Raw genomic sequence first — 13559 nt, forward strand, 5'->3', positions numbered from 1 at the left:
TGTACTCCTGACTCAGTTTTGCGAGTTTTTGAGACAGCGATGATAAAAGCTCCTCCGCCCATAGACCCCGGTCTTTTCGACACGCTTGGGCAATCGCCTCACAAGGAAAAGCTGGTCGACTATCTGGCACTGCTCAAGCCGCTGGATGATCAGGGGCGTTATCTGCCTTTCGATGATCTGCGTTATCGCTGGCCGCCCGGTCTTGATACGACCTTGTGTTGGGCCTTGGTGAAAAAGGCTCGCGTGGCGCAGTACGTGTGCTTGTTGCCGCTGGGTGAACCGACTCAGTGGGGGCAATTCATTCTTACACCGCTGGCGCAGAAAACCCTGTCGACGGTTGACCGCCAGGCAACGACCGCCGCGCTGGAGTACATGACTCACCACATCGGTGAGACGGCGCACTTCAGTTATTTACTCAATGACCTGATCGAAGACGAAGCCATCAGCAGCAGCCAGCTTGAGGGCGCAGCAACGACCACGCTGGTGGCCAAGGACATGCTCAAGCGCAATCGCCAGCCGCGTACCCCGGACGAGCGGATGGTCATAGGCAACTACAAAATGATGATCTTCGCCTGGGAAAGACGTCATGAGCCATTGAGTGTCGAGTTGATCCAGCAGCTTCATCGCGTCGGCGTCGAAGGCATTGATGATTCGCTGTACTGTCCGGGACTTTTTCGCAGCAATGATCAGGTGGTGGTGCAGGATGGTGAAGGTAATACCGTTCATACACCACCGCCTGCAGCGGGCATCAACGCGCGACTCAGCGGGTTGGCGAACTGGATCAACCAGTCCCACAACGACCCGCTGCACACTGATTATGTGCACCCGATGATCAAGGCCATCGCCCTGCATTTTGCCCTGGGCTACGAGCATCCGTTTCGCGATGGCAATGGCCGGGTGGCGCGGGCGTTGTTTTACTGGTTCATGTTCAAGAATGACTTCTCGGCATTTCGCTATATTGCGATCAGCATTCTGTTGCGTAATGCGCCGGTGAAGTATGGCCGGTCTTATCTGTACACCGAGAGCGATGGGCTGGACCTGACGTACTTCATCGATTACCAGTGCTCAGTGATTTTGCGTGCCGTGACCGAGTTCACGGCGGCGTATCAAAAGAGTCTGGTCTACGCCGAAGGTTTTGATCGTTGGCTGGAGGAGTCCGGGCTTTTCAAGCAGTTGACCGAGAAACAGCGCACGGTGTTCCAGGTCGCCAAGAGCGGCATGGCCAAGGAGTTCACCGCGGTCAATGTGAAGGAAAACCTGAACTGCTCCTACAACACGGCGGCCACGACCTTGAACGGTCTGGTCGAGTTGAAGGTGTTCGAGAAGAAAAAAATGGGCCGTGAGTGGGTGTTCTTTTTACGTGAGTCATTTCACATCAAAACAGACCTGGGCTGACGGGGCTGTGGCGAGGGAGCTTGCTCCCGCCGGCCGGTCCGCGTTCGGGCGAAGCAGTCGCAAACCAACCAATGCGCTGAACCTGGCAACATGTAAATGCAGGTTGGGGCCGTTTCACGGCCCAGCGGGAGCAAGCTCCCTCGCCACAGTTTCGGGGTGTGTTTTCGCGGGTTACAGCGAGCCGAAAACCTTCTTCGCCAGGCTGGTCGCTGCTTCCAGCGGGTTGGCGCGGATGCCTTCTTCCTTCTGGGCAATCATCTTGAACAGGCCGTCCAGGGCCTTTTCCGTCACGTAGCCTTCAATGTTGGCACTCTTGGCATCGAGCACGCCGAGGGTTGCCGCCTGCCCGGCGAACGAGTTGTACTGCTTGGCCAGGCCTACCTGGTCGGTGGCTTGTTTGACGATCGGCAGGAACTTGGTGCGGATTTGTTCGCGGCTGGTCTTGTCCAGGTACTGGGTGGCCGAATCCTTGCCGCCGGTGAGGATGCCCTTGGCATCGGTCACGGTCATCTTTTTCACCGCATCCACCAGCAGAGCCTGGGCCTGCGGCATGGCCGCCTCCGCCGCCTTGTTCATGCTGGTTTCCAGTTGATCGACCTGGGCCCCCATGCCGAACTGTTTCATCTTGCTGGCGACCTTGCCCAGATTGCCCGGCAGTTCGATCTTCACTTCAGGGTTGTTGCTGAAACCGCCCGGTTTGCCGAGCGTGGTGACGGCCGCTACGGCCCCCTGGGCCAGGGCGTCCTTGAGGCCGCCCGAGGCTTCTCCCTGGGAAAGGCTGCCCAGAGACAGGGCCAGCGCGTTGGCGCAGATCAGCAGGCCGGCACAGAGGCCGACTAGACGTAGGGAAGGACGGAGCATGGAAAGCTTCCTTATTCGAGAAGTGAAAAAATTACCGGGCGGAATCGACACGGATCCGCAATGGCGCCTTAAGCATTTAGTCGGCGTGCGGCGCAGGCGCGGGTTGATCTGCCGCATCTTCACTGCGATGCAACGCTACCTGACGGATCGACAAACGAATCTCCGCCGGCAACACGCGTTTGGCCGCACCCTCGGCCAGTTCGCCGAGCAGTTCGTGATGGCTCAGCTTGCCGGCTTCGTCGCGACGCAGCACGTCGAGATTCAGCAGGGTCTGGATGAAATGGCGGAACAGGCTCTTGTCGAAGAACTCCGGGGCGTTCAGGCCGTGCAGGATCGACAGGCGCTGGGCCATGACCGTGCACAGGTCTTCCAGTTCTTCGGCGCTGAGGGTGTTCTGGCCGCTGTTGAGCAGCAAAGAGATGGCCATGTAGAAGCGCTGCAAGGTCTGCGCAATGCTCTTGGACAGCAAGGTCAGCAGCACGAAATGCCGGGAGCTCGGCGCCGGGCGCAGGTACACGTTGTTCTCGAAACGCAACAGGCCTTGTTCGACAAAGGCTTCGAGCCACTGATCGATCACCGCATCCAGTTCGTCCAGAGACCAGCGGATGAACAACTCGGATTGCAGGTACGGGTACAGCGCGCGGGTATAGCGCAGGATCTGTTCGCGGCTCATGCGCGAGGCGCTCTGGAAGAAGCTCGCGAGCAACGCTGGCAGGGCGAAAATGTGTAGTACGTTGTTGCGGTAGTAGGTCATCAGGACGGCATTTTGCTCGTCAAGGTAGAGGATTTTACCCAGCGCATCGCTTTGCTCGGAGAGCAGGTCCATGTCCTTGACGTGTTCGATCAACGCCCGGCCGTCACCCTCCGGCAGCGTGGTGTGGGGTGAGTAAGGCACGCGACGCAACAGCGCCAGGTACAGATCGAGCACCCGCGCCATGGCGCGATCGTCCAGCGCCAGACGGCTGGTGGACAGTAGGGCCAGCGCCACCAGGTTCACCGGGTTGATCGCCGCCGCTTCGTTCAAGTGCCGCGCCACGCGCTCGCCGAGGCGGTTGGTGGTTTCGTTGAGCCAGGCCGGCCTGAACTGCGGACCGAGTTCCTGGCTGCGCCAGTCCGGTTGTTCGCTGTCGAGGAACTCCGCCAGTTTGATCGGCTCGCCGAAGTTCACCGCCACCTGGCCGAAGCGCTGCTTGAGCGCGCCGATGACTTTGAAGATGTCGAATATCGACTCTTTCTTCTTGCTCGCGCCACGCAGTTCACCGAGGTAGGTGCGGCCTTCCAGCACCCGCTCGTAACCGATGTACACCGGGATGAAGACGATCGGCATGCGCGATGAACGCAGGAAGCTGCGCAGGGTGATCGCCAGCATCCCGGTTTTCGGTTGCAGCATGCGCCCGGTGCGCGAACGGCCACCCTCGACGAAGTACTCCACCGGGAAGCCTTTGGTGAACAGGGTGTGCAGGTATTCATTGAACACCGAGGTGTAAAGCGGATTGCCCTTGAAGGTGCGGCGCATGAAGAACGCCCCGCCACGGCGCAGCAGGCCGCCGATCACCGGCATGTTGAGGTTGATTCCGGCGGCGACGTGCGGCGGGGTCAGGCCGTTGCGAAACAGCAGATAGGAGAGCAGCAGGTAGTCGATATGGCTGCGATGGCACGGCACGTAGATCACTTCGTGACCCTGGGCGACTTTCTGCACGCCTTCGATGTGGTTGACCTTGATCCCGTCGTAGATCTTGTTCCAGAACCAGCTCAGCACCACTTCCATAAAACGGATCGCGGTGTAGGTGTAGTCCGAGGCGATTTCGTTGCCATAGCGCAGCGCTTGAGCTTTGGCCTTCTCCGGTGAAATGTTCTCGCGTTCGGCTTCGTCGAGGATCGCCTGTTTGACCTGCGGCTGATTCAGCAGGCCTTTGACCAGGTTGCGACGGTGGGAAATATCCGGGCCGATGACCGCGGCTTTGAGGTTGCGAAAGTGCACCCGCAAAATGCGTTGAGCCATGCGCACGGTGAGCTCAAAGCCCTTGTTGTGCTCGATCAGCTCACGCAGGTTGATCGGCGCGGAGAATTGCACGCGGGTCTTGCGCCCCAGAATCATGATGCTCAGCAGCCGGCGCAGGCGGCCGGTCACCGCCCAGCTGTCAGCGAAGAGCAATTTCCACGGGCTCGATTCGCTGTCCGGCGACTGGCCCCAGAACACGCTGACCGGAATGATCTGCGCGTCTTCGGCGGCATTCTGGCTCAGGGCACTGACCAGACGGGTCAGGGTCGGTGGCGCGCCGCGTTTGTCCTGGCGGCCGAGCCAATCGGGCTCCGGCGTCAGGTAGAAGAACGCAGCGGGTTCCAGCAGGTTGCCCACCGATACCGGTAGTACCGGACGTGGAAGACCGGCCTTGGTGCATTCGGTATCGAGCACGGCCAGCTCGGTCAGCGAAGGATTTTGCAGGACGTAGAACACCGGACGACTGCGGTCGAGGTTGAGGGTAAAGGACGACTGGTTGATCGTCTCCGAGCGAACCCAGAGGTACAGCAGTCGGCGCAAGGTGCCAAACACAAGACGGCGGAACGGGGAGCGGGTCATACGGCTTCTGCTTTAGTTGAAAAAACCGAGCAAGCGCTCGGGGCCGGTAGTGTGCCGGATTCGTCGAAAATCGGCAAAAAAGCGCCGATGTAATCTTGAGTTGAGAGTTTTTGCGGCTGTCATATACTCGGCCAGCCGTTTGCCACTATCGGCGCTGTTTCTTACAGTAAACCGAGCGCTGGCAAACGTTCTCAAGGCTTGTCCGTGAACAGGCCGACTCAATAATAAGAAGATGGGGTATTGATTGATGGCAACGCGCGAGACCGGCAACGTGAAGTGGTTCAACGACGCCAAGGGCTACGGCTTCATTCAGCGTGAAGACGGGGCAGACGTGTTCGTGCACTACCGCGCGATCCGTGGCGAAGGCCACCGCTCGTTGGCCGAAGGCCAGCAGGTTGAATACGCGGTGGTGGACGGGCAGAAAGGCTTGCAGGCTGAGGATGTAGTGGGTCTGTAACCCCGCGCTTCAGATCACGCAAAACTACTGTGGGAGCGAGCCTGCTCGCGATGACGCCATTCGACGCGCCAAAGGTTGTGCGTCTAATACCGCTATCGCGAGCAGGCTCGCTCCCACATTTGATCTCTGTTGGGTAGCCATTTTGGGCATCCCACAGATTCAGGTTTTACGCAGTTTTCCAGGTGATCTCTTCTTCACCGTCGACGCTGATCCGAATCCAGCGATCAGCCGTTTCTTCACCTTCTTCCTCGACCCAGGTCCCCGGCGCGCAACGCACTTCGACGTTCAGCGCAGCAAAGGCGGCGCGGGCGCAGGCGATGTCGTCGTCCCACGGCGTCTGGTCGCTTTCCAGGTACAGGCTGTTCCACTTGCCCACGGCTTTTGGCAGCCAGGTCACGGGCACGTTGCCGGCCTTGCACTTGTAGGTCTGACCTTTCTGAACCCAGTCGGTGCAAGGGCCCAGCGCCGCGCCGAGCCAGGTGGCGATGGCCTTGTAGTCGACGTCGGCGTCTTTCAGGTAAATCTCGATATCGGGTTGGCGCATGGATGTTCCTCACTGCGGGTTTCGAAAAATCCATTCGCGGATTTAGCCGGTCTCAAGCCACTGCTCAAGACCAAAAGTTAAAGGGTTGCTCTCAAACAATTACTGCAGAACGAAATAATCGTAGCGCATCGACACGCTGACCTCGAACGGCTCGGCCTGTTCGATGACGGCCGCCCGGCGTTCGGCACTGGCGCGCCAGCCGTGAGGCGTCATGGCCAACAGGTTGGCGCGGTCCTGAGGATGGGTCAGGGTCAGCTTGAAGTCCAGGGTTTCGCTGTGTTGCAGCGTCATGCCTTCCGGCACCAGCGCCAGGTGCTTGTCATCGGTGTATTCGCGCACTTCGTCGTACAGACGCTCACGCAGCTCCATCAAATGACCGCTGGTCGGCCCGACTTTCATCAAGCCGCCGCCAGGGCTGAGCAGGCGTTTGGCTTCCTGCCAGTCGAGCGGGCTGAACACACTGGCAAGGAACTGGCAGCTGGCATCGGCCAACGGTACCCGAGCCATGCTGGCGATCAACCAGGTCAGTTGCGGATTGCGCTTGCAGGCGCGTTTCACCGCTTCGCGGGAAATATCCAGTGCGTAGCCTTCGGCATTGGGTAGGGCATCGGCGATTTGCGCGGTGTAGTAACCCTCGCCGCAGCCGATGTCCAGCCAGCGCTGCGGCGCACGTTCAGCGGCCAGCTCAGCGAGACGCTTGGCCACCGGCGCGTAATGCCCGGCGTTCAAGAAGTCGCGACGGGCTTCGACCATCGCCTGGTTGTCGCCCGGATCACGGCTGTTCTTGTGCTGTACCGGCAGCAGGTTCAGGTAACCCTGGCGGGCCCGGTCGAAGCGATGCCCGGCCGGGCACGCCACGCCGTTGTCGACCGCATTCAGCGGCGCGCTGCAGATAGGACAGGCAAGCATCAGGCGAGCAACTTGATCAGGGTCTGGTAGTAGATTTCGGTCAGCACGTCGAGATCGCTGGCCAGCACTCGCTCGTTGACTTGGTGAATCGTCGCGTTGACCGGGCCAAGCTCGACCACTTGCGTACCCATGGTCGCGATGAAGCGTCCATCCGAAGTGCCGCCGCTGGTGGACGCCTTGGTCTCGCGACCGGTAATGGCCCTGATGCTTGCCGATACCGCGTCGAGCAATGCACCCGGTTCGGTGAGGAACGGCAGGCCGGACAGCGCCCAGTCCACGTGCCAGTCCAGGCCATGCTTGTCGAGGATGTCAGCGACTCGCTGTTGCAGGCCTTCGACGGTCGATTCGGTGGAGAAGCGGAAGTTGAACACTGCCACCAGATCGCCCGGGATCACGTTGGTCGCGCCGGTGCCGGAATTCACGTTGGAGATCTGGAAGCTGGTCGGCGGGAAGAACGCGTTACCGTTGTCCCAATGCTCGGCGGCCAGTTCCGCCAGGGCGGGAGCGGCGAGGTGGATCGGGTTCTTCGCCAGGTGCGGATAGGCCACGTGACCTTGCACACCGCGTACGGTGAGCTTGGCGCCGAGGGAACCGCGACGGCCGTTCTTGACCACGTCACCGACCAGGGTGGTGCTCGACGGTTCGCCGACGATGCACCAGTCCAGACGTTCCTTGCGCGCGGCAAGACGCTCGATCACCGCCTTGGTGCCGTGATGCGCCGGGCCTTCTTCGTCACTGGTGATCAGAAACGCAACCTTGCCCTTGTGGTCCGGGTAGTCGACGACAAAACGTTCGGCCGCCACGGTCATTGCTGCGAGGCTGCCTTTCATGTCTGCCGCGCCACGGCCGCAGAGCATGCCGTGCTCGTCGATCACCGCGTCGAACGGGTCGATCTGCCAGGCCGCCACCGGGCCGGTTGGTACCACGTCGGTGTGACCGGCGAAGCACAGCACCGGGCCTTCGTGTTTGCCGTGGGTGGCCCAGAAGTTATCCACATCTTCGATGCGCATGGGCTCCAGCGCAAAACCGGCATCGCCCAGGCGCTGCATCATCTGCTTCTGGCAATCGGCGTCGACCGGCGTCACGGATGGACGGCGGATCAGGTCGATGGCGAGTTGGAGGGTCGGCGAAAGGTCGGCGTGGGCCGTCATGTGAGAACTCCGAAAGCTGTCAATGTGGGAGCGAGCCTGCTCGCGATGGGGCCATGACAATCAATATAGAGGTTGAATGTGACGGACTCATCGTCGGAACGCCGCCCGGAGCCGGCTCGCTCCCACAGGTATGGGCAGGCCATCTGGGGCAGGGCGCGCAAAATGGCGGATATCTTAAAGCAAAACGGCGGCCAGAGGCCGCCGTTTAGTGGTTTGCGCAGATTTAGGCGGCCGCTAGAGGCTCGGTCTCTTGCGCAGGTTTTGGCAGCGAAGACAGGAAGGCCATGATCAGCGCGGCCAGATACGGCAGCGACTGCACCAGCAACATGGTCACCCAGAAACGCATATCGTTGCTCGGGATGCCCTGCACCAGGTAAATCCCCAGCGCCGCGCCCCACAACAGCAACATGATGAACAGCTCTTCGCGAGCTTCCGAAATCGCTACCCAGAAGCCGTGGTTATCGGCATTTTTCGGGGTGCGGAAAAACGGAATGCTGCTGGTGAAGAAGCCGTACAGCACCGCTTTGGCGATAGTGTGAGACAACGCCAGGCCGGCCAGTGCCGCGCAGAATGCGTCCTTCAGGTTGACCCCGACCGCACGGCGGTAGAGGAAGATGATCTTGCCCACCTTGAACACGAACAGCGCCAAGGGCGGGATTGCAAAGATCAGCAGCGGTGGATCGACCCGTTGCGGCACGATGATCATCGCCGCCGACCACAGCAGGGCGCCGACGGTGAAGAAGATGTTCATGCCGTCTGCCACCCACGGCAACCAGCCCGCGAGGAAGTGGTAACGCTGGCCGCGGGTCAGTTCGGTGTCCTTGCCGCGCAACAGGCTGGCGGTGTGCCGCTTGATGATCTGAATCGCTCCGTAGGCCCAGCGGAATCGCTGTTTCTTGAAGTCGATAAAGGTATCGGGCATCAGGCCCTTGCCATAACTGTTGGGGTAATACGCCGCCGACAGGCCTTTTTCGAACACCCGCAGACCCAACTCGGCGTCTTCGCAGATGCACCAGTCAGCCCAGCCGAGCTCTTCGAGCACCGAACGGCGGGTCATGGTCATGGTGCCGTGCTGGATGATCGCGTCACGGTCGTTACGGGTCACCATGCCGATGTGGAAGAAGCCTTTGTATTCGGCGTAGCAGAGCTTCTTGAAGGTACTTTCGTTCTGGTCGCGATAATCCTGCGGCGACTGCACGATGGCGATTTTCGGATCGGCGAAGTGCGGAACCATGTGCTTGAGCCAGTTCGGATCGACACAGTAGTCGGAGTCGATCACGGCGATGACTTCAGCATCCTTGGCGGTGTGCGGCAGCAGGTAGTTCAGCGCGCCGCCCTTGAAACCGGCCAGTGGCGCGACGTGGAAGAACTTGAAGCGCGGGCCGAGGGTTTCGCAATAGGCCTGCACCGGTTCCCAGACCGCCGGGTCCTTGGTGTTGTTGTCGATGATCAGGACTTCGAAGTCCGGATAGTCGAGGTTGGCCAGGGCGTTGAGGGTCTGTTTGACCATCTCCGGCGGCTCGTTGTAGCACGGCACATGGATCGAGACTTTCGGGCGGTAGTTCGAATCACCCTCTACCGGCAGGAATTCACGCCGGCGTTTGCGGGTCCAGACGGCCTCGGCCAATTCGTGGGCCTCGGTCAGCAGGACGATAAACACCCCAAGCGCACCGAGGGCGAGCAAGAACCCGACCGTCAGGCTGAACCAGGTGCTGTATTGCTGGCTGTAGTCGTAACCGATCCACACCAGCACCGATCCGCAGAGGAACGCGATGAAGGTCAGGAAGGTGCGACCACGCTGGCGCAGAGCCGAGCCGTCGATCATCAGCAGGGTCAGGGACAACAACGCAAACACGACGGAGCCGATAGCCAGCACTCGCCATTGCGGAATCGCGACCACCGGGCCTTCGAAGTTGAATTTCTGCTGACGCGCGGCGTTGAACACGCCCCAATAGGCGCCTACCGAACCTTCGTCGCTGGCTTTCCATGGCTGGTCAAACGCTTCGATCACGAAGTAGTTGAAGCCCTGGCGGTTGAGCTTGTTCACCAGCGTGCGCAGGTAAATGGCCTGGTCAGCCGGGGTCGCATCCGCACCACCGCGCATGCGGCCATTGCTCGGCCAGCCCACTTCGGAGAGCAGCAGCGGCTTTTTCGGGAACAGCTTTTTCAGGTCGCGGGCACGGTCCAGAACAAACTGACCGGCCTGGTCCACCGGGACGAATTCCCAATACGGCAGGATGTGGGCCGCGATCAAGTCGACGTGCTTGGCCAGCATCGGGTTTTCTTCCCAGACGTGCCATTGCTCGGACGTGGTCACCGGCACTTTTACCGCTGCGCGTACGCGATCGAGGAGCACGCTCAATTGCTCGGCAGTGATTTCCTTACGGTAGATCGCTTCGTTACCGACCACCACGCGCACGACGCTGCGCGAGCTGTTGGCAAGCTCGATGGCGCGCTGGATCTCGCGTTCGTTTCGCTCAAGGTCCGGGCTGATCCAGATCCCGAGCGTTACGCGCAGGCCGAATTCTTCCGCCAGTTTCGGGATGTCCTCCAGCGTACCGTCGACGGAGTAGGTCCGAATGTTGTCGGTCAGCTTGCTCATGATCTCCAGGTCGCGACGCATTTCATCGTCGGACGGGAATTGGTTTTTCTGTGGGAACTGGCCTTGCTGGAACGGCGAGTAAGAAAAACCGGAGATCTGCTCAGGCCAGTTGGGGGTCGTGACCGGGCGGTTGATCAGCGCCCAGAAACCGGTGAACAGCGCGGCAATCGCCAGCACTACCACCAGATTGAGTCCAAATTTACGCGATGACATAGCTATTTCGGGTTCCAAAAGGTGTGGAACGAGGGGACGGTCGGCGTGCGCCAATCGGCGCGCATCCTACACTGGCCTTCTACTGACCGTACAGCAGACAGAAAAAAGCCGGACATTGGGCAAGTCAACTTCACTTAAGTTCTTTGTGTGACAAAAAATGTACAAGTGCTGGCCTAATTAAAGCAGGACTCGCTGCCGTTTATAGCGCAAAGATGTGCTTGGCACGCATCGGCCCTATAATGCGCGCCGGTTTTTAGGGTAATGGTCATGAGTACAGAAGATCCGCGGTTTGCTGGCGTCGCCCGTTTGTATGGTATCGAAGGCCTGGCACGTTTGCGCGCGGCCCATGTGGCGATTGTGGGCGTCGGTGGCGTCGGTTCCTGGGCGGCAGAAGCCATTGCCCGTTGCGGTGTCGGCGAAATCTCGTTGTTCGACCTCGATGACGTGTGCGTCAGCAACGTCAATCGTCAGTTGCATGCACTGGACAGCACCGTCGGTAAGCCCAAGGTCGAGGTGATGGCCGAGCGCCTGCGCGGGATCAACCCGGAATGCACCGTGCACACAGTGGCGGATTTCGTCACACGCGAGACCATGGCCGAGTACATCACGCCAGACATCGACTGCGTGATCGACTGCATCGACAGCGTCAACGCCAAGGCTGCGCTGATCGCCTGGTGCAAACGTCGCAAGATCCAGATCATCACCACCGGCGGCGCGGGCGGGCAGATCGATCCGACGCTGATCCAAGTCTGTGACCTGAACCGTACCTTCAATGACCCGCTGGCCTCGAAAGTGCGCTCCACCCTGCGTCGCGATTATGGTTTCTCGCGCACCGTGACCCGTCACTACAGCGTGCCGTGCGTGTTCTCCACCGAGCAACTGCGCTATCCAAAACCCGATGGCAGTATTTGCTTGCAGAAGAGCTTTGTCGGCGATGGCGTGAAACTCGACTGTGCCGGTGGTTTCGGCGCGGTAATGATGGTGACCGCGACGTTTGGGATGGTTGCCGCGACCAAGGCTGTGGATAAGATCGTGGCCGGCATGCGACGCCCGGCGGATCGGGTCAAGCCTCAGGTTTGATCGGTGTGGCTGATGACCTCATCGCGAGCAGGCTCGCTCCCACAGGGGGAACGCATTCCAATGTGGGAGCGAGCCTGCTCGCGATGGCGATTAACCAGCCAACTCATTCATTCGCTGTAATACGGCATTGAGGCCATTGCTGCGCGACGGCGACAGCTGTCGCGACAGGCCCAACTGATTGAACCAGTCCGGCAGATCGACCTGTCGCAGTTCTTCGGCGGATAACCCGTTGACCCTCGCCAGCAGCAACGCCACCAACCCGCGAATCAACCGTGCGTCACTGTTGGCGTTGAACTGCCAATGGCCATCCTGCAACGCACCCACCAGCCACACCTGACTTTCGCAGCCGTGCACGCGGTTGGTGTCGGTCTTGTCTTCATCGCTCAACGTCGGAAGCCGTTCACCCCACTGCATCAGCAGGCGGGCGCGTTGTTCCCAGCCTGCGGCGGCCTGAAAGGTTTCCAGTGCCACCAAGGCCTCCGCAGGCAGGCTCATCGCAGCAACTCCAGCGCTTGATCCAGGGCTTCGAAGAAACGCTCAAGATCCTCCGAGTCGTTATACAGCGCCAACGAAACCCGAATCGCTCCCGCCAGCTCGAAGCTTTTCAGCAGCGGCATGGCGCAGTGATGACCGGCGCGTACGGCGATGCCCTGCTCAGTGAGCAAATGCGCCAAATCGGCGTTGTGCACGCCTTCGACGACAAAACTGGCCAGCGCCAATTGCGGCTTGCCCAGCAGGCGAATGCCATTGCGCGCCTGCAAACCCTTCAACAGGTAATCATGCAGCGCGGCTTCGTGGGCGGACACTGCGTCCTGATCCAGTCCTGCCAGATAGTCAAGGGTCGCCCCCAGGCCAATCACGCTGGCAATCGGCGGCGTGCCCGCTTCAAAACCCAGCGGGGCAGGGCGGAAACGTGCGTCGTGGTAGTTGGCGTCCAGCACCATCTCGCCGCCGAACTGCCATGGGTTCAAGTGCTGCAAGGCCTGGTTGCGGCCGTAAAGTATGCCGAGGCCATCCGGGCCATAAAGCTTGTGGCTGGAAAAGACATAGAAGTCGCAGCCCAGCGCCTGCACGTCATGGCGACCATGGACCACGCCTTGGGCACCATCGACCACGGTCAGGGCGTTTTGCGCCTTGGCCAGCGCCAGCAATGGCGCTAACGGTTGCCAGGCGCCGAGTACGTTGGATAGCTGACTGACCGCCAGTAATCGAGTGCGCGGGCCGATCAACTGAGCGGCGGCGTCGAGATCGATCAGGCCGTCCATGTCCAGTGGTAGCACCACCAGTTTCAGTTCGCGACGGTGTGCCAATTGCTGCCATGGCAACAGGTTGGCGTGGTGCTCCAGAGCGCTGATGACAATCTCATCGCCCGGATTGAACAGGTGTTCCAGGCCATAAGCCAGGAGGTTCAGCGCAGAGGTTGCGCCGTGGGTAAAGATAATCTGCCCGCTGTCACCGACATTGATCCAGTGCGCGACCTTGCTGCGGCTGTCTTCGAACGCTTGGGTCGCGTGGGCGCCAGGCAGGTGTTGCGCACGATGAACATTGGCCGCGCCGTTGGCGTAGTAGTGCGCCAGCGCATCGAGCAGGGCTTGGGGTTTCTGGGTGGTGGCGGCGTTGTCCAGATAGGTCTGGTCTTGCCGTTGCAGAGCGGCGATGGCCGGAAAGTCGGCGCGCCAGGGAGAAGGAATCATCATGTTGTTCGGCCCATACGCATGACCCTGTGGGAGCGAGCCGGCGCCCGCGGGCGGGCGTGGCGGCCCCCC

11 protein-coding genes are annotated in these 13559 nt (G+C 60.5%); 3 read left to right on the forward strand and 8 right to left on the reverse strand.

Going from position 1 to position 13559, the window contains the following annotated elements:
• Nucleotides 1-39 precede the first annotated feature (39 nt).
• Nucleotides 40-1395: a Fic family protein gene (locus NTD87_RS15500; protein ID WP_262114878.1), complete on the forward strand. Its 1356-nt coding sequence runs from the start codon at nucleotides 40-42 to the stop codon at nucleotides 1393-1395.
• A 171-nt stretch (nucleotides 1396-1566) separates the two neighbouring features.
• Here the strand turns inward: NTD87_RS15500 and NTD87_RS15505 are convergent, their stop codons facing one another.
• On the reverse strand, nucleotides 1567-2256 hold the full coding sequence (locus NTD87_RS15505) for a DUF4197 domain-containing protein (protein ID WP_262114879.1): 690 nt from the start codon (nucleotides 2254-2256) through the stop codon (nucleotides 1567-1569).
• A gap of 76 nt (nucleotides 2257-2332) precedes the next feature.
• The gene (gene plsB, locus NTD87_RS15510) at nucleotides 2333-4837 is read right to left on the reverse strand and encodes a glycerol-3-phosphate 1-O-acyltransferase PlsB (RefSeq protein ID WP_262114880.1); all 2505 of its coding nucleotides are present in this window, start codon (nucleotides 4835-4837) and stop codon (nucleotides 2333-2335) included.
• 247 nt (nucleotides 4838-5084) lie between these two features.
• Here plsB and NTD87_RS15515 point away from each other — a divergent pair, with 247 nt between their 5' ends.
• Nucleotides 5085-5294 carry a cold shock domain-containing protein gene (locus NTD87_RS15515; RefSeq protein ID WP_054595898.1) on the forward strand — a complete coding sequence of 70 codons (210 nt, stop codon included), beginning with the start codon at nucleotides 5085-5087 and terminating at the stop codon, nucleotides 5292-5294.
• 166 nt (nucleotides 5295-5460) lie between these two features.
• Here NTD87_RS15515 and NTD87_RS15520 read toward each other — a convergent pair whose 3' ends face one another.
• The 4 genes from NTD87_RS15520 to NTD87_RS15535 form a co-directional block, all read right to left on the reverse strand.
• The gene (locus NTD87_RS15520) at nucleotides 5461-5838 is read right to left on the reverse strand and encodes a hypothetical protein (protein WP_054595899.1); all 378 of its coding nucleotides are present in this window, start codon (nucleotides 5836-5838) and stop codon (nucleotides 5461-5463) included.
• Between the two features lie 99 nt (nucleotides 5839-5937).
• Nucleotides 5938-6747: a putative RNA methyltransferase gene (locus NTD87_RS15525; protein ID WP_262114882.1), complete on the reverse strand. Its 810-nt coding sequence runs from the start codon at nucleotides 6745-6747 to the stop codon at nucleotides 5938-5940.
• Nucleotides 6747-7898 (reverse strand): succinyl-diaminopimelate desuccinylase, encoded by a 1152-nt coding sequence (gene dapE / locus NTD87_RS15530; RefSeq protein WP_262114883.1) that lies wholly within the window; start codon nucleotides 7896-7898, stop codon nucleotides 6747-6749. Before dapE ends, NTD87_RS15525 begins: the two co-directional genes overlap by 1 nt.
• A gap of 223 nt (nucleotides 7899-8121) precedes the next feature.
• Entirely contained in the window at nucleotides 8122-10713 is a 2592-nt protein-coding gene (locus tag NTD87_RS15535; protein ID WP_262114884.1) for a glycosyltransferase, read from the reverse strand.
• A gap of 267 nt (nucleotides 10714-10980) precedes the next feature.
• Here NTD87_RS15535 and tcdA point away from each other — a divergent pair, with 267 nt between their 5' ends.
• Complete coding sequence (gene tcdA, locus NTD87_RS15540) at nucleotides 10981-11793, forward strand: tRNA cyclic N6-threonylcarbamoyladenosine(37) synthase TcdA (RefSeq protein ID WP_410017493.1); 813 nt, start codon at nucleotides 10981-10983, stop codon at nucleotides 11791-11793.
• Nucleotides 11794-11883: 90 nt separating this feature from the next.
• Here tcdA and NTD87_RS15545 read toward each other — a convergent pair whose 3' ends face one another.
• Both NTD87_RS15545 and NTD87_RS15550 read right to left on the reverse strand, forming a co-directional pair.
• A complete protein-coding gene (locus NTD87_RS15545) occupies nucleotides 11884-12288 on the reverse strand; it encodes a SufE family protein (RefSeq protein ID WP_262114887.1) in 405 nt (134 codons plus the stop codon).
• Entirely contained in the window at nucleotides 12285-13490 is a 1206-nt protein-coding gene (locus tag NTD87_RS15550) for an aminotransferase class V-fold PLP-dependent enzyme (RefSeq protein ID WP_262114889.1), read from the reverse strand. Before NTD87_RS15550 ends, NTD87_RS15545 begins: the two co-directional genes overlap by 4 nt.
• Nucleotides 13491-13559: the final 69 nt, after the last annotated feature.

It is taken from the genome of Pseudomonas sp. 6D_7.1_Bac1 (genome assembly GCF_025465945.1).
Lineage (GTDB): Bacteria > Pseudomonadota > Gammaproteobacteria > Pseudomonadales > Pseudomonadaceae > Aquipseudomonas.